Annotated in this window: 19 protein-coding genes and 3 tRNA genes; 13 read left to right on the top strand and 9 right to left on the bottom strand. The window is 34.6% G+C overall.

Going from position 1 to position 14,822, the window contains the following annotated elements; genetic code table 11:
* The first annotated feature begins 5 nt into the window (after positions 1-5).
* Together KORDIASMS9_RS15085 and KORDIASMS9_RS15080 are read left to right on the top strand one after the other, a co-directional pair.
* Entirely contained in the window at positions 6-959 is a 954-nt protein-coding gene (locus tag KORDIASMS9_RS15085) for a transketolase family protein (protein ID WP_114903642.1), read from the top strand.
* 51 nt (positions 960-1,010) lie between these two features.
* Positions 1,011-1,595, top strand: coding sequence for an outer membrane beta-barrel protein (locus tag KORDIASMS9_RS15080; RefSeq protein ID WP_114903641.1), 585 nt, complete (start codon positions 1,011-1,013; stop codon positions 1,593-1,595).
* A gap of 85 nt (positions 1,596-1,680) precedes the next feature.
* Here KORDIASMS9_RS15080 and KORDIASMS9_RS15075 read toward each other — a convergent pair whose 3' ends face one another.
* Entirely contained in the window at positions 1,681-2,682 is a 1,002-nt protein-coding gene (locus tag KORDIASMS9_RS15075) for an FKBP-type peptidyl-prolyl cis-trans isomerase (protein WP_114903640.1), read from the bottom strand.
* Positions 2,683-2,762: 80 nt separating this feature from the next.
* On the opposite strand from KORDIASMS9_RS15075, the gene KORDIASMS9_RS15070 reads away from it, so the two are divergent.
* Entirely contained in the window at positions 2,763-3,155 is a 393-nt protein-coding gene (locus tag KORDIASMS9_RS15070) for an RNA-binding S4 domain-containing protein (RefSeq protein ID WP_114903639.1), read from the top strand.
* A 70-nt stretch (positions 3,156-3,225) separates the two neighbouring features.
* Positions 3,226-3,726 (top strand): phosphoribosyltransferase family protein, encoded by a 501-nt coding sequence (locus KORDIASMS9_RS15065; RefSeq protein ID WP_114903638.1) that lies wholly within the window; start codon positions 3,226-3,228, stop codon positions 3,724-3,726.
* A 54-nt stretch (positions 3,727-3,780) separates the two neighbouring features.
* Here KORDIASMS9_RS15065 and KORDIASMS9_RS15060 read toward each other — a convergent pair whose 3' ends face one another.
* The gene (locus KORDIASMS9_RS15060) at positions 3,781-4,320 is read right to left on the bottom strand and encodes a shikimate kinase (protein ID WP_114903637.1); all 540 of its coding nucleotides are present in this window, start codon (positions 4,318-4,320) and stop codon (positions 3,781-3,783) included.
* A gap of 147 nt (positions 4,321-4,467) precedes the next feature.
* On the opposite strand from KORDIASMS9_RS15060, the gene KORDIASMS9_RS15055 reads away from it, so the two are divergent.
* The 3 genes from KORDIASMS9_RS15055 (at position 4,468) to KORDIASMS9_RS15045 (ending at position 4,964) form a co-directional block, all read left to right on the top strand.
* A tRNA-Lys gene (locus tag KORDIASMS9_RS15055) sits at positions 4,468-4,540 on the top strand.
* Between the two features lie 117 nt (positions 4,541-4,657).
* Positions 4,658-4,730, top strand: a tRNA-Lys gene (locus tag KORDIASMS9_RS15050).
* A gap of 150 nt (positions 4,731-4,880) precedes the next feature.
* A tRNA-Leu gene (locus tag KORDIASMS9_RS15045) sits at positions 4,881-4,964 on the top strand.
* Positions 4,965-5,037: 73 nt separating this feature from the next.
* On the opposite strand, the gene KORDIASMS9_RS15040 is transcribed toward KORDIASMS9_RS15045, so the two are convergent.
* Both KORDIASMS9_RS15040 and KORDIASMS9_RS23375 read right to left on the bottom strand, forming a co-directional pair.
* Positions 5,038-5,658 (bottom strand): hypothetical protein, encoded by a 621-nt coding sequence (locus KORDIASMS9_RS15040; protein WP_114903636.1) that lies wholly within the window; start codon positions 5,656-5,658, stop codon positions 5,038-5,040.
* A gap of 213 nt (positions 5,659-5,871) precedes the next feature.
* The gene (locus KORDIASMS9_RS23375; protein WP_162819987.1) at positions 5,872-6,042 is read right to left on the bottom strand and encodes a hypothetical protein; all 171 of its coding nucleotides are present in this window, start codon (positions 6,040-6,042) and stop codon (positions 5,872-5,874) included.
* A gap of 70 nt (positions 6,043-6,112) precedes the next feature.
* Here KORDIASMS9_RS23375 and KORDIASMS9_RS15035 point away from each other — a divergent pair, with 70 nt between their 5' ends.
* Positions 6,113-6,322 (top strand): class I lanthipeptide, encoded by a 210-nt coding sequence (locus tag KORDIASMS9_RS15035; RefSeq protein WP_114903635.1) that lies wholly within the window; start codon positions 6,113-6,115, stop codon positions 6,320-6,322.
* A gap of 267 nt (positions 6,323-6,589) precedes the next feature.
* A complete protein-coding gene (locus tag KORDIASMS9_RS15030; protein WP_114903634.1) occupies positions 6,590-7,879 on the top strand; it encodes a hypothetical protein in 1,290 nt (429 codons plus the stop codon).
* Positions 7,880-7,967: 88 nt separating this feature from the next.
* Here the strand turns inward: KORDIASMS9_RS15030 and KORDIASMS9_RS15025 are convergent, their stop codons facing one another.
* From KORDIASMS9_RS15025 to KORDIASMS9_RS15005, 5 genes are all read right to left on the bottom strand, one after another.
* Complete coding sequence (locus KORDIASMS9_RS15025) at positions 7,968-8,303, bottom strand: gamma-glutamylcyclotransferase family protein (protein WP_240321058.1); 336 nt, start codon at positions 8,301-8,303, stop codon at positions 7,968-7,970.
* Positions 8,300-8,608, bottom strand: a complete 309-nt coding sequence (locus KORDIASMS9_RS15020) for a hypothetical protein (protein ID WP_114903632.1) — start codon at positions 8,606-8,608, stop codon at positions 8,300-8,302. Before KORDIASMS9_RS15020 ends, KORDIASMS9_RS15025 begins: the two co-directional genes overlap by 4 nt.
* Positions 8,609-8,629: 21 nt before the next feature.
* Positions 8,630-9,142 (bottom strand): hypothetical protein, encoded by a 513-nt coding sequence (locus KORDIASMS9_RS15015; protein ID WP_162819986.1) that lies wholly within the window; start codon positions 9,140-9,142, stop codon positions 8,630-8,632.
* 154 nt (positions 9,143-9,296) lie between these two features.
* Positions 9,297-10,115, bottom strand: coding sequence for a hypothetical protein (locus tag KORDIASMS9_RS15010; protein ID WP_114903630.1), 819 nt, complete (start codon positions 10,113-10,115; stop codon positions 9,297-9,299).
* Between the two features lie 28 nt (positions 10,116-10,143).
* Positions 10,144-10,509, bottom strand: a complete 366-nt coding sequence (locus KORDIASMS9_RS15005; protein WP_114903629.1) for a hypothetical protein — start codon at positions 10,507-10,509, stop codon at positions 10,144-10,146.
* A 644-nt stretch (positions 10,510-11,153) separates the two neighbouring features.
* On the opposite strand from KORDIASMS9_RS15005, the gene KORDIASMS9_RS23370 reads away from it, so the two are divergent.
* From KORDIASMS9_RS23370 to KORDIASMS9_RS14980, 4 genes are all read left to right on the top strand, one after another.
* On the top strand, positions 11,154-11,405 hold the full coding sequence (locus KORDIASMS9_RS23370) for a hypothetical protein (protein WP_162819985.1): 252 nt from the start codon (positions 11,154-11,156) through the stop codon (positions 11,403-11,405).
* Positions 11,406-11,556: 151 nt separating this feature from the next.
* Entirely contained in the window at positions 11,557-12,453 is an 897-nt protein-coding gene (locus KORDIASMS9_RS14990) for a MerR family transcriptional regulator (RefSeq protein ID WP_114903626.1), read from the top strand.
* A 46-nt stretch (positions 12,454-12,499) separates the two neighbouring features.
* On the top strand, positions 12,500-13,984 hold the full coding sequence (locus KORDIASMS9_RS14985; protein WP_114903625.1) for an NAD(P)/FAD-dependent oxidoreductase: 1,485 nt from the start codon (positions 12,500-12,502) through the stop codon (positions 13,982-13,984).
* Positions 13,968-14,807: a phytoene/squalene synthase family protein gene (locus tag KORDIASMS9_RS14980; protein WP_114903624.1), complete on the top strand. Its 840-nt coding sequence runs from the start codon at positions 13,968-13,970 to the stop codon at positions 14,805-14,807. Before KORDIASMS9_RS14985 ends, KORDIASMS9_RS14980 begins: the two co-directional genes overlap by 17 nt.
* Positions 14,808-14,822 lie beyond the last annotated feature (15 nt).

Below are 14,822 nucleotides of genomic sequence, written 5' to 3'. Positions count from 1 at the left end.
TGAATATGAAAAAATATACAAACACAGGAAGTAAAGATACACGTTCAGGATTTGGAGATGGATTGACAGAACTCGGAAAAACGAATCCGAATGTGGTAGCACTTTGTGCAGATTTGACAGGTTCGTTAAAGATGAACGCTTTTAAAGACAATCACCCAGAACGTTTTTTCCAGATTGGAATTGCAGAAGCAAATATGATCGGAATTGCCGCAGGAATGACCATTGGTGGAAAGATTCCGTTTACAGGAACGTTTGCCAACTTTTCAACAGGTCGTGTGTACGATCAAATTCGTCAATCGGTTGCGTATTCTGATAAGAATGTAAAAATTTGTGCTTCACACGCAGGAATTACGTTAGGAGAAGATGGCGCGACACATCAGATTTTAGAAGATATAGGTTTGATGAAAATGTTGCCAGGCATGACGGTGATTAATACCTGTGATTACAATCAGACAAAAGCGGCAACGTTGGCGATTGCAGATCATCACGGACCCGTATATTTGCGTTTTGGACGTCCGAAAGTAGCAAACTTCACTCCTGCTGATCAAAAGTTTGAAATTGGAAAAGCAGTACAACTCACAGAAGGAACTGATGTAACGATCATTGCGACAGGACATTTGGTTTGGGAAGCATTGCAAGCAGCAGAAACATTGGAAGCAGCTGGCATTTCTGCGGAAGTGATTAACATTCACACCATAAAACCGTTAGATGAAGAAGCAATTTTAGCTTCAGTAGCAAAAACAGGTTGTGTCGTAACTGCGGAAGAACACAATTTCTTGGGCGGATTGGGCGAAAGTGTATCGCGCACATTAGCAGTACACCATCCAACACCACAGGAATTTGTTGCTACGCAAGATACTTTTGGAGAATCAGGAACACCAGCACAATTGATGGAAAAGTATGGCTTAAATGCTGCAGCCATTGTAAAAGCTGCTGAAAAAGTGATTGGGAGAAAATAATACTTTTCAAAAAAAATCGTTTTAATTCGTATAACACAAAACATTAACATTATGAAAAACAACCTATTATGTTTGGTATTTCTGTTCGCTTCGGCAAGTTGCTTTGCGCAATTTGGAGTAAAAGCAGGATTGAACTTTAACTCCAATGGAGAATTACGCGAAATTGTAACTGCGGGAGAAAATATTATAGAAGATAGCGGAGATTCTAAAATCGGATATCATATTGGCGCGTATTACGAGTTCAATTTTAGCAAATTATACTTACGCCCAGAAGTGGTGTATACCAAAACACAGAGTGAATATGGTTCTAGCAACTACGATATGTCGAAGATTGATGTTCCTGTTTTATTAGGTTTAGATATTATTGGTCCGTTGAGTATTTTTGCAGGTCCCGCTTTTCAATATACCTTAGATAATGGATTGGATGATGTCAATATTTCAGATGTAGAAAATGATTTTACCGTCGGATTCAATTTTGGAGCTGCGGTAAAATTTGGAAACATCGGATTGGATGTACGCTACGAAAGAGGTTTTACTGAAAATGAAGCAAGTATTTTAGATTCCAATAACGTCCGAATTGGAACTTTAGATGCTAGACCTAGTCAATTGATCTTTAGTTTGTCGCTGAAATTGTAGATTCAATTCAATATACAACATAAAAAACAAAAAGCACTTCCGTTAAAAGAAGTGCTTTTCTATTTTTAATAGGTTTTAAACCTTTCTAGTTCGCGTCTAAATAATCTGGTATTCCGTCGCCGTCTGTATCTGTTAATACTACCGTAGAAATTGTTGTCACACCATCGCTGTCGGTATCTCTTGTTTTTACAATTTCATTGGCAGCGTAGGTAGGTTCCATTTCTCCAGGATTAACCGTATACACATTCAATTCCACTTCATTAATCGTTGGTGTTCCGTCACCGTCATCGTCAGAATCTCTAAAATCTGGAAAACCATCGCCATCAGTATCATCATTAGATACGTCGTTGTCATTGTCTAAATCTTCCATAGAGCTTAACAATCCGTCTGGTTCAATATCTAAATACACAACATCGAATAGATTGAAAGAAAAAATTAATGGAGAATATTCTGGAATTCCAGGTTCAATCAAATTAAAATACCCCAATCCGGAAGGAAGAAAAATAGCACCAATACCACCGTTTCTAGGCTGTAAAAATCCGTTTTCATCTTCTACAATATTTTCCGCAGTTTTAAATTCGGGCAATCCTAATTGAAAACCTCGTACCGTACTTGCTGCGGCACTTACCAAAGGAATTTGAATTTGTGTAAGACGTAAATCAAACGTTTCTAAATCTAACAATTGTCCGTGATATACCAAATCAACCTGATCAAAACTTGTATACGATTCTCCGCCACCTTCACGTACTTTCAATACATAATATTTATATTCTACATCTTGAAACGTAGTGGTACGTACTTCTACTTGATTGATTAGTGGAGTTTTATCAGCATTTACACCTGCAATGGTATCAAAAGAAACGCGTACAGCATCATTGGCAGGACTTTCAGGGTTTACCAAATCAAAATCCTCATAATTATAAAAATGTGTACTTAAAAACGCCACCAAAGCTGCGTCATCTTCAATTTGTTGTTCTCCTCTATCACGTAATTCTGCAAATGCAACTGGATCGTCATCTCTTTTACATGAAAAAACAATTGCAATTACGGCTATTGTTAAAAATGCAAATTTTACAAACTTCATCATTGTTTTTTAAATTTTGGGGTGCAAGATACAATTTTATCCTACTTTTGTATATTCTTTAACGCAGTTTTTAGATATTTTGTATGAGGATCGATAAATACTTATGGTGCGTACGCTATTTCAAGACTCGAAATATGGCAACAATCGCTTGTAAAAAGGGACATGTAAAGGTAAATGGTGCTACTGTAAAACCATCGCGAGAAGTGTATGCAACGGACAAATTAGAGGTTAGAAAAGAGCAAGTTACGCGACGTTTAACGGTGCTTGATATTCCTAAAAGTCGTGTCGGTGCAAAACTGGTTGATATGTATCGTGTTGATACAACTCCGAAAGAAAACTACGAACATTTAGAATTATTAAAACACGCCAAAGAACATTATCGCAAACAAGGAACGGGAAGACCAACAAAGAAAGACCGTCGTGAAATTGACGAATATCTCGACGATACTTTTGATGGTGAAGAAACTAATGCTTAATTTTACTTTCTTATCAACTAATTAACATCTGAAGCTTTTACCGAAGTAGTTGATCTAAATATACAAACGCATGACTGTCACGGGAAATATTATACTAAACCACCAACAAATTCAACACAAAACACGCCGCATTGCCTATCAAATTTTGGAATCGAACGTGAATGAAGAAGAAATCATCATTGCTGGAATTGCCAATAATGGATTTGTATTTGCGCAAAAAATAAAAGCGGAGTTGGAAAAAATTACCGATGCTGTGATTACTTTGTGTGAAGTGAGGATTGACAAGCAACATCCGTTGACAGCTGTGACAACTTCCATCGCAAAAGAAGCTTACATCCACAAACCTTTGGTACTGATTGATGATGTATTGAATTCGGGTACCACTTTAATTTATGGTGTGAAGCACTTTTTAGACGTTCCATTGAAGAATTTCAAAACGGCGGTACTTGTGAATCGAAATCACAAAAAATACCCTATAAAGGCAGATTTTAAGGGAATTTCCTTGTCTACTTCCATTCAAGAACATATTGATGTTGTTTTTGCTGAAAAAGATATGGCGTATTTGATATAACTTCGATTGATCGCTTTGTTCTTTTTATTTGCTATTTGGTAATTTGTCTTTTCGTCAATTTATCTTTTCGTCAATTTGTTTTATGACAATCTTTCTAATTTCCTCTACAACAGCTTCAATTGTCTTTGTATCTGTCAAAACACAATGCGTAGCTTGTTGATAAAAAATATTTCGCTCAAACAAATGCTTCCCGATAAACTCTGGTAAATCTTCATCAGAAATTGCGCGTATCAGTGGTCTCTTTGCTTTTTCATCCTTTACTCTATTGATAATCTCTAGAATCGACGTTTGTAAATAAAAAGTCTGTTTTGTGTACTCATGAATCAACTGCATATTATTGGCATAACATGGTGTGCCGCCACCTAAAGAAAGAATTATTGGTTGTTGCATTTCCAAGACTTCTTTCAGATACAAATGCTCTTTCATTCGGAAATAAATTTCTCCTTTCGTTTCAAAAATTTCAGGAATCGTTTTTCCTTCTTTCGTTTCAATATATTCATCTAAATCTAACACAGGAATTTCCAATGCTGTTCCCAATAATTTTGAAACAGCACTCTTCCCACTTGCCATATATCCTAAAAGTACAATTGTCATTTCTTCTATTATAAATAATTTATTTTTAAGCCCTTACAAAAATCATAAAAAAAAAGACAAATTTATATTAAAAAAGACTTGAAAAATAAAATTATGATGTTATATTTGCACCCGCATTCAAGGAATTAATTTTAATTCTTTTTGAATGACCTGGTAGCTCAGTTGGTAGAGCATCTCCCTTTTAAGGAGAGGGTCCTGGGTTCGAGCCCCAGCCAGGTCACAAAGTGATATAAAGCCGAAAGGCTTCAAGTGTGAAAGCACTCTGGGAAAAGAAGTTTATCGTGAACTTTTGAAATAAGCCCCAGTCATGTCACAAATTACACTACAAAGGTCTTATGACCTGGTAGCTCAGTTGGTAGAGCATCTCCCTTTTAAGGAGAGGGTCCTGGGTTCGAGCCCCAGCCAGGTCACAAAGTGACATAAAAAAACCGAAAGGTTTTAGTGTGAAAGCACTGCGGGGAAAGAAGTTTATATCAAACTTGTTGAAATAAGTCCCAGCCAGGTCACAAGGAGTTAAGCAATTGCTTAACTTTTTTTATTTTTGCAAAGCACATTTATTTACCGAAGTGCTGGAATTGGTAGACAGGCATGGTTGAGGGCCATGTGTTCATTAGAGCGTGTGGGTTCGACTCCCATCTTCGGTACTAAGAAATTTCTTCTAAAAAGTAAAATCCCAACAGCGTTGTTGGGATTTTACTTTTTTTCTAATTTCGTATATTATACTTTTTTTAATTTTAGATACAGTATATAGACACTCCCTTCTGTTTCACTGCTCACTACTTTAACGATTTGATGTGATTTACTTTCATCAAAATCAGCTCTTTTCAATGTCACTCCACCTAGATCATCATCCTTAATTACATCCCATTCTTTAAGTTTAAATGAGATTTCAGACATTGTATCGAACCACGGAATAACAATATCAGTAGTGACTTCTTCTCCACTATTAATATCATAATGCTTATTGTTTTCTGGCCAAATACGATTGCTAGACATTTCTACGTAAAGTTGATCACGAGATTTTCCTCCTTGCCCAAGTGACTTTATTCCATCAATCCAACTATCTACAGCTTCATTCTGGTTTTCCCACTCTTCCTGTGTAGTAGACCACGGACCACCTGCCTCCTCAGGCTTTTTTGTGATGAATAAACCCAAAGGTTTTACAACAAATTGTAAAAACTTTGTTGGTCCTGCATCCCATTCTGAAGCTGTTTGCACACATTTTATTTTCTGAATGACCAGCTCATGTGTTTTTTTTCTGTTTTTTTGTTTCTTTACAATTGCGTTTATAGTTTTTGTAATACCTATAGTAGATGCTAGCTTTTTTAAAAAACTCATTGATTTGTATGTTTTGGTTAGTAATTAAATATACATATTTATTCGTAAAAAATCTTCTTTGCTTATTATATGTATCGGCAACAGATGACTTACTCTATATATTGTATCAATACAATCCATTTCAAATATCGAAATCAAATTCATTTTTTTGGATCACTTTAGTAATTACAAATTCGTTTTTAGTAATTTTTATGAGGTCTTTTCCTTAAATGATTATCCACAAACAAACCAATCGTCTTCAAATCCTCCACCAAAAAGTTCAACTTTAGAAACCTTTGGGGTACTAAGAAATTTCTTCTTAAAATTAAATCCTAACAGCAATGTTGGGATTTTTTTGTTTTTAAAAAAAGCTCCTGTTTGATGTGACGCTTTATAAAGCATCATGTACTATCCTTTTTCTCAGCTATTTTTTATTGTTACTTGTTTCCATGTTTAATCTTAAAAATCATTTAGTATGAAAAAAAGAATTAAGAAATTAAGTATTAAAAAAATGAATGTAGCTAATTTAAGTGCTGAATCAATGATTGGTATTGTCGCAGGAGGCATAAAACGTTCTCGGGAATTAGATGGCGAATGTTGGTATTCAAGACACAGAGATTGTACCTTACCACCTCCAGACCCTTGCCAAGACACTAAGTGTGCAGAAACGGTATGCCGCCTTTAATGATTGCGAATCTTAAACAAAGTGATCTTCGGATCGCTTTTTTTGCTTCTTTGTTCTTCAAGGCTACCGTTCCTAAAATATGTAGTTCATGTACTCGTTCGCTGTTAATCCTCAACCAAAAAGTTAGACTATAGAAGCCTTTGCATCATAAAATGAAACAAATTAGAACAATATTGATTTGTTCCTTTTTTATGTAAATTTCTTAATATCAATTATTTCGGAACACATTTTGTACGCTTTTTATCGAAACCGATTAAAATTTACATTATGAACTCAATTACCAAACTACACGTTACCACGTTGTGTATGTTGGCTGCTTTGCTATTGAACGCACAACACAATTGCCAAGAAACACTTTCTTTATTTGCCGAAAATGTAAAAACAAAACGCTTTGAAGCAGCTTCTTCACAATTAGATTATTTACGGAAAAATTGCGCCCAACTGAGTTATGTGATTTATGCTCGTGGCGAAACCGTCTTAGCACATGAATTAAAAGAAGCAACCGACAAAAAACAAGCAGCTTCTGACTTGATTCAATTATGGAAAGAACGTTTGCAGCTTTTTCCTGAAAGAACTAAAAAAGGAAAATTACTACCAAAAATTGGCGCGTTGATGCTTAAATATAATATTGGAACACTTTCAGAACAATATAGATGGTTTGACGATGCGTTCACGGAAGACAAGAAATATTTTCAAAATCCGCTGAATTTGTACTATTATTTTGAATTGTATTATAAAATGTATCAAGCCAAAACCTATGGAGTTTCGCTTGAAAGTTTGATGGAAAAGTATGCCGTCATTCAAGAAAAATTGACTTCTGAAAAAGAACGATCGCCCAAAAATACCAAAGCAATTGCAACACTTTCTAACAATATGAATGTGATGATAGAAAAAGAAGCGACTTGCGAAACCTTAATTCCAATGTATCGAAAGAAGTTTCAAGCCAATCTCGAAAATGTAGCTTGGCTTCGAAAAGCTGCGGGACAATTAGATGCAAAAGGTTGCAAAGAAGATGCACTTTTTATCGAACTCGTAGAAGCTATTGACGCCACTGCTCCAAGTGCTGAATCCAAGTTGTATTTACATAAAATTCACGAACGAAAAGGCAATTCTGTAAAAGCAGAAAAATATTTTATAGCATATCTAAATTTAGAAACGGATACCGATAAAAAAGTAGCAATGCTGAATACGAAAGGAAAAAAAGCAGCGAAAGCAAACCAAAAATCAAAAGCGCGCTCATTCTATTTGGAAGCGTTAAAAGTCAATCCAAATTCGGGAAGTACGTATTTGAATTTAGCACGTTTGTACGGTTCTAGCGCCAACGAATGCGGAACGGACACTTTTACAAAAAAAGCCGTTTATTGGAAAGCCGCTGAAACCGCTCGCAAGGCTTTGAACGTTGATAGTTCTGTGAAAATTGAAGCCAACGGATTGATTTCGAGTTATATGCAATTGGCACCGAGCAAACCAGATGTTTTTAATAAAGGCTATAAAGGCGGCGAAAAAATTGCGATGAACTGTTGGATTGGCGGATATGTGATGGTTCCAAAGCTGTAAAGACAATTCATTTTGGGAGACTGTCTCGAAAGCTTTAAGGAAACGTCATTCCGAATTTTTGAAACAGTCTCTTTTGATATGTTAAATTTTACGCTTTTACATACACCCAACCTTTTTTTCCAGATTGAAATGTGGCTTCTACCCTTTTATACGCTGCGACTTCATAAGCATCTGCTTGTGCCAATTCGTCGGAAGTGATTTTATATAAAGTTCCTGAAATGGTGTCGTTTGGATGGTTCGTTTGAATGGCTATTGGATGAAATGTAGCTTCACTTAGTGCTAAAACGGCTTTATTTGTAATTTGGACTTTTCCGAGTTGAAAACCTTGCAAAACATCTTTTTCCCCTTGTAAAAGTCTACCAAAAGATTCTAATTGCACTTTTTCCAGTTGTAGTGTTCCGTATGAGAATAGATTTTGTTTCACATTATGATATATTTTCCAAAAGTTCCTAAAAATAAATTGAACACACAACCAATACATAAGAGCAACGCAATCCAAAATTGATATTTTTGCGGTTCTTTCTTCACAAACCCGATGATTAATGTCAAAACTGCGCCTAAAAATAACATAAATATCGTGAATCCTAGATATTCGAGACGTTTTAAAAATTGTAATTCATCTTGAGTAAAAGGATTAAAGTTTAACACCAAAAAGAAAATTACAACTTGAATAATGGCAATCCAAATAGTGAAACGAAACGCCCATTTGTAAAAATTTATAGTTGCCATTTGGTTTGGTTTTTAATAAAATTATTGAGCTGATAATTTTTCGTGAATGCTATTTTTAAAGAGCATTGCCAACACATAGATTGTTCCTGCTAAAAAAATATATTCACCCGAAAAGGAATCGGCTGGTAAAGCTGCATATTTGGCTAAAATTTCTACGTGAATATTGTGTAGTAATCCCATCAAAAATACACCCAAAGCGGTGGCGCTTATTTTATGTAAAATTCCAACCACAGTATTACTGAAAAGATGTTGTAATGTTTGTTCACTCAGTAATCGCGTCACAAACAACGCAATGTATGCTTGCAATAAGTACAAAATGATGTAGTAAAAAACAATGACAGAATAGTGAAAGAAACTCGCTTCATAATAGCGAGACAAGTCCAAACCGCGATATAAGTCTTTGGCACCTTCCGCATTGTTGACACTTGCGCCGTATGACATAATTATGGCGCCGGCTTTTACCAACATCCAAATAAAAACAATCCAAGCTACAATGCGCATTGCTTTTAACATGAATTCGGAAGTATTTTTCATAGTCTTTGAATTTTCTTCAAATTTCGTCATTTTTTTCACGAATTTATTGCAAAGTGTACATTAAAATCACAAAAAAATCCTGCAATTTTTTGAAGATCATCAAAAAATTGCAGGATTTTTGTTTTTAAATATTTTGAAATATATGTTGTAATTTTTAACTCATTGCACGTGTGAGTACTCCCGCCAATTCATATTTAAGTTCATCCGAAAAGCCCGATAAACCTGGAATGTCATTATATTCTACAATGTGAAGATATCCGTTTTCTTCTTCTAAAATATCAATAGCAATGATATCGGCGCCAATGGCGTTTTGTAACATTTTTAAATCGTTGACTAAGGCTTCTTCAGGTTCAAACTCCTTAAAATCGGTAGTTTCAATATTCGCTTTCCAAAATTTTCCTTTTCGCGACATTGCCCAGACTTTGTCATTGATGGCAATGTATCGAATGTCTCGCACGTAATTAATATACGGTTCAATAGTAATATAATCGTCCGTAACAAATAGCAAATCTTGAATGTCTTGCCATTTCTGCTCGTCTTGCACCAACACTTTTCCAAATCCACCATGATAATTCCCCACTTTCACCACAAATGGAAAGTTTCTGTTCAAGTTTTTAAGATCTGTTGATCTTGTAAACACGTCAAAGTCAATTACGGATAAACCCAATTTTTTAATCGTAGCGAGCATGGACAAACGATCAAATCCTGTTTTTAGTGTTTCTGGTGAATTTACACAAGGAATTCCCGCTAAGGTAATTAAATCCAACGCTGTCGTTTGAATTTCCATCGGTTTTATCGCGCCCACGCGCCACAAAATTCCATCAGGCTCTACAGTTCCTTGCGCATCTGTCACAAATAATTTTCCTGATTTTAAAATCCAAGAAGTATTTTGAATTGATTTTTGAACTACGTTATACGCTGGCAAAATATCTTTCCAATACGTTTCTCCATTAACAACTAAAATTGTTTTCATACGATCTAATCTACGCTATTTTTTTGAATTATTTAATTCGTTTTAAATACACTTTTCTGCCTTGACCAATATCGATATACATCGTTTTTTCGTTTACCCATGACACTTTGAAAGTTCCTTCACCAGGTCTTTTTTCTTCCGATCCAATTGTGAGTTCTTTCGTTTCGGTATTGTATTCCCAATTTCCAGTTCTATCGGTAGTTTCCATGGTATTTCCACCTTTCAATTCACCACCTTCTAAAAATTCCATCCAACGTCCGTTAGATGCTCGTACTTCACCTTCTGCATTTTCCATTTTATACATTTCCCATTTACCAACCACAGAATCTGCTTGCTGAAAAGATAAAAAACTAAAAATAGTGATAACCAAAAGAAGTGTTTTTACATGTTTCATTTTAATTAATTTTGATTGTTATGAAGCTAATATCAAACTTTTAGAGAAAAAAAGCATCGAAAATGCGTAGAAATTTATAAAATCACTTAAAAATTGTGTTTTTGGTAACTTTTTAAGGATAAATAAAGCTTGTGAAAAGTAGTTGATAAACTCGTTTTGTTTCTTTGGTTACTGTTGATACTTTTCTGTACATTTACAATATGCAACTTTACACAAAATACCTTCTCATTTTCCTCAGAGCTTTGTTGATATCGCTCCTATTTGGCGCAAGTTGGGTTGTAACTTTTTTTGGTTTTGACCATTATGCAACTAGATATTTACAAAAACTTCGAAGTGATTTCTTTTTTGATATTATCCTTTTCTTTTTTAGCGGATTGGTCGGAGCTTTTTTATTTTATTTAATCATGCTTTTACTTCGCAAAGTAAATGCCGCGGTTACAAACCATTCCTAAGCATTGCACACTTACATTTCATGCTAAAAATTTTTGTAAAAACAGAAAACTTAAAGCATATAATAACTTGTTTTACAATAAATTGCACCATACTCAAGCGAAAAAAGCTCGGTATTTATAAATAGCGACTAGTTTTCGTTTTCTAGCAATCATTTTCTTCCTAAATTTAGCGTAAATTTAAAACGAAACACCATGAAAAAAAGAAAGTTAACAACACTCGCATTGAAAAAACAAATTGTATCTTCTCTAAACCAATCAATTATGGGTGGAGCAGATAAAACAGACGTATTTACAGTTACTTGCGCACGACCAGTTGGAGACTGTACCGTAGCACTTACCGTACAACCAGAGGTTTGTAATACGTTGCCAAGACCTTTGAGCAATTGTACCGTAGCATATTCTGTGCAAGTTTGGTGTAACCAGTCTGTAGACGTAAAATGTTAGAATTTTTTTTTATTTTTGAGAGCTATTTTAAAAAGATGGCTCTCTTTTTTATTTAAAATCATTCTTAATAGTATTAAAATAATGTAAATACAAGGAAATGCCAAGATAAAAACGTACTTTTGTTTAAGCTATATAGAAAAAGATTAAACGAATGGATGCTGTAAAAACTAAATTTAGTATAAAAGACTTAGAAAATCTTTCAGGAGTAAAAGCTCACACCATACGTATTTGGGAAAAAAGATACGAATTATTAGCTCCAGAAAGAACAGATACAAATATACGAACTTATGACTTAAAGAGTTTGCAAAAACTTCTTAACATAACTCTCCTTTACAAAAACGGGTATAAAATTTCAAAAATTGCACAAATTCCTGAAGATAAGATTCACATTCTTGTTCGAGAGATTGCAACAGAGAAAAATATTCACAATCAAGCATTGAACTCCTTTAAGTTGTCAATGCTTAATTTTGATTATGGTTTATTCTACAATACTTATAATAAATTGTTAGCGGAAAAATCGTTCCGAGAAATTTTTTATGACACTTTCATTCCTTTATTGAACGAATTAGGTGTTTTGTGGCACACGCAAACCATCAATCCAGCGCATGAGCATTTCATTTCAAGTTTGGTAAAGCAAAAAATTATTTTAAATACGGAACGTATTCAGTCATTAGAAAAATCGAACAAGACAAAAACGTTTGTTTTATACTTACCTGAAAATGAGATTCATGAAATTGGATTGCTATATTTAAACTACGAATTACAATTGAAAGGATATCACACCATATATCTTGGTCAAACGATTCCGATTGAGAGTTTAACAAATATTCACAGTTTTTTTCCAGAATTACATTTTATTTCTTACTTTACAGTAACTCCCGTAGAGGACAAACTTGAAGAGTACTTAGAAGAATTTAGTGAAAAAATTGGTTTTGATGAGCATCATTTATGGTTGTTAGGCTACCAAGCAAAATTTGTAAAAAACACGAAAAACTACAAGAATCTTAAAGTTTTTAAGTCAATTATTGACCTAGTTGAAGAAATTTAGAATTCAATTTTATTTTTGTTTAACTTTTTACTACATTTGTTAAACAATGAAATTAAAAACTATAATTATAGGTTCTGGATTTTCATCCTTATCTGCTTCTTGTTACTTAGCACAAGCGGGATATGACGTTACCATCCTTGAGAAAAATTCGACTGTCGGCGGAAGAGCCCGACAGTTAAAACGTGACGGTTTTACGTTTGATTTAGGACCATCTTGGTACTGGATGCCAGACGTTTTTGAACGTTTCTTCAGTGACTTTAACACTAAACCTTCTGAATTTTATCACTTAGAGAAATTGAATCCTGCATACGAGGTCTATTTTGGCAAAAATGATTCTATTCGTATTGAAGATACTTTAGAGAAAATTTGTGCAGCTTTTGAAAAAGAAGAAGAAGGAAGCAGCGCAAAACTTCGAAAATTTATTGCAAACGCAGAAGAAAATTACAATGTAGCCATTAAAGATTTGGTCTACAAACCTGGCGTTTCTCCTTTAGAACTTGTCAACACCAAAACAATTACGAAAATTGGTCAATTTTTCAGCAACATAAAACGTGATGTTCGCAAAGAGTTCAAAAATGACCGATTGATCAAGATATTGGAATTTCCAGTGTTATTTTTAGGGGCAAAACCAAGTGATACACCTTCGTTTTATAGTTTTATGAATTATGCCGATTTCGGATTGGGAACTTGGCATCCTGATGGCGGTATGTACAGCATTATTCAAGCAATGGAAACCTTGGCAAAACGTTTAGGTGTGACCATCAAAACGAATGAAAATGTAGTGAAGATTGATGTACAGGGAAAACGAGCGAAAAAAGTTATCACTGAAAATGGCGAACATGAAGCGGATATTGTACTTTCCGGAGCTGATTATCACCATTCAGAAACGTTGTTAGACCAACAATACCGTCAATATTCTGAAAATTATTGGGGCAAAAAAACCTTTGCGCCTTCTTCCCTTCTATTTTATGTAGGTTTTGATAAGAAGATTGAAAATGTATCGCATCACACTTTATTTTTTGATGTTGATTTTGATGCGCATGCACATGTTATTTACGACAAAGCTTCTTGGCCAAAAGAACCATTATTTTATGCAAATTTTCCGTCTATGACAGATTCCGCAGCAGCGCCAAAAGGAAAAGAAGCAGGTTTCTTTTTAATTCCGATTGCGCCAGGTTTGGAAGATACGCAAGCACTTCGCGATCAGTATTTTGACATCATTATGGATAGATTTCAGGACTTGACTGCACAAAATATCACAAAACATATTATCTTTAAAGAGTCTTTTTGTGTAAATGACTTCGTAAAAGAATACAATTCATACAAAGGAAATGCGTACGGAATGGCAAATACGCTGTTGCAAACTGCATTTTTACGACCTAATTTGAAAAGTAAAAAAGTTTCTAACTTATATTTTACTGGACAATTAACCGTTCCTGGGCCTGGAGTTCCTCCAGCATTGATTTCTGGGAAATTGGTAGCTGAATTAATCACTAAACACCAACCAAATACTCATGAAAGCTCTATTTGATTCTGTTTCTTACAACTGCAGTACGCTTGTCACCAAATCGTACAGCACCTCTTTTTCATTAGCTACAAAAATGCTGGCGCCGTCCATTCGTCAAGACATTTACAATATTTATGGTTTTGTGCGCTTTGCAGATGAAATCGTAGATTCTTTCCATGAGTTTGACAAAAAATTCTTGTTAGACAAGTTTCAAGCAGATTGGGATTCAGCATTGGAACATAAAATTAGTTTAAATCCTATTTTAAATTCTTTTCAACATACGGTTCATAAATACGACATTCCTATTCACTTGATTGATGCGTTTATGAGAAGTATGCGTCAAGATTTAGACAAAAAAGTCTACTTAACCGATGAAGAATACAAAGAATATATATACGGTTCGGCAGATGTCGTTGGATTGATGTGTTTGAAAGTATTTGTAAAAGGAGATGAGGAAAAGTATGAAGAGTTAAAATCTTCGGCAATGTCGTTAGGTTCAGCGTTTCAGAAAGTGAATTTCTTGCGTGATTTAAAAGCGGATTTTGAAGATTTAGATCGCACGTACTTTCCAGATGCTGATTTGAAAAATTTAGACGAAGCTTCAAAACAAAAAATTATTGAAGAAATAGAAAACGATTTCAAACTTGGATTGGAAGGAATTGCAAAACTTCCGATAGAAGCAAAATTTGGCGTATTTACCGCGTACAAGTATTATTCAAAACTATTGCACAAGCTGAAACGAACGCCATCCGTTAAAATTAAAAGTACACGAATTCGCATACCAAATTATCAAAAAATGGCGTTATTAGCGAAATCGTATGTAAATTATCAACTAAATTTGATTTAAAATTAAAATAGCACA

Origin of the sequence: Kordia sp. SMS9 (assembly GCF_003352465.1) — a bacterium.
Lineage (GTDB): Bacteria > Bacteroidota > Bacteroidia > Flavobacteriales > Flavobacteriaceae > Kordia.
Note: the sequence above shows the minus strand (reverse complement) of the source record. Positions and strands in the feature narration are given on the sequence as shown.

Coding starts and splice junctions, on each gene's coding strand:
- KORDIASMS9_RS15085 (WP_114903642.1), top strand. CDS start 6: ATGAAAAAATATACAAACACAGGAAGTAAAGATACACGTTCAGGATTT.
- KORDIASMS9_RS15080 (WP_114903641.1), top strand. CDS start 1,011: ATGAAAAACAACCTATTATGTTTGGTATTTCTGTTCGCTTCGGCAAGT.
- KORDIASMS9_RS15075 (WP_114903640.1), bottom strand. CDS start 2,682: ATGATGAAGTTTGTAAAATTTGCATTTTTAACAATAGCCGTAATTGCA.
- KORDIASMS9_RS15070 (WP_114903639.1), top strand. CDS start 2,763: ATGAGGATCGATAAATACTTATGGTGCGTACGCTATTTCAAGACTCGA.
- KORDIASMS9_RS15065 (WP_114903638.1), top strand. CDS start 3,226: ATGACTGTCACGGGAAATATTATACTAAACCACCAACAAATTCAACAC.
- KORDIASMS9_RS15060 (WP_114903637.1), bottom strand. CDS start 4,320: ATGACAATTGTACTTTTAGGATATATGGCAAGTGGGAAGAGTGCTGTT.
- KORDIASMS9_RS15040 (WP_114903636.1), bottom strand. CDS start 5,658: ATGAGTTTTTTAAAAAAGCTAGCATCTACTATAGGTATTACAAAAACT.
- KORDIASMS9_RS23375 (WP_162819987.1), bottom strand. CDS start 6,042: ATGATGCTTTATAAAGCGTCACATCAAACAGGAGCTTTTTTTAAAAAC.
- KORDIASMS9_RS15035 (WP_114903635.1), top strand. CDS start 6,113: ATGAAAAAAAGAATTAAGAAATTAAGTATTAAAAAAATGAATGTAGCT.
- KORDIASMS9_RS15030 (WP_114903634.1), top strand. CDS start 6,590: ATGAACTCAATTACCAAACTACACGTTACCACGTTGTGTATGTTGGCT.
- KORDIASMS9_RS15020 (WP_114903632.1), bottom strand. CDS start 8,608: ATGGCAACTATAAATTTTTACAAATGGGCGTTTCGTTTCACTATTTGG.
- KORDIASMS9_RS15015 (WP_162819986.1), bottom strand. CDS start 9,142: ATGAAAAATACTTCCGAATTCATGTTAAAAGCAATGCGCATTGTAGCT.
- KORDIASMS9_RS15010 (WP_114903630.1), bottom strand. CDS start 10,115: ATGAAAACAATTTTAGTTGTTAATGGAGAAACGTATTGGAAAGATATT.
- KORDIASMS9_RS15005 (WP_114903629.1), bottom strand. CDS start 10,509: ATGAAACATGTAAAAACACTTCTTTTGGTTATCACTATTTTTAGTTTT.
- KORDIASMS9_RS23370 (WP_162819985.1), top strand. CDS start 11,154: ATGAAAAAAAGAAAGTTAACAACACTCGCATTGAAAAAACAAATTGTA.
- KORDIASMS9_RS14990 (WP_114903626.1), top strand. CDS start 11,557: ATGGATGCTGTAAAAACTAAATTTAGTATAAAAGACTTAGAAAATCTT.
- KORDIASMS9_RS14985 (WP_114903625.1), top strand. CDS start 12,500: ATGAAATTAAAAACTATAATTATAGGTTCTGGATTTTCATCCTTATCT.
- KORDIASMS9_RS14980 (WP_114903624.1), top strand. CDS start 13,968: ATGAAAGCTCTATTTGATTCTGTTTCTTACAACTGCAGTACGCTTGTC.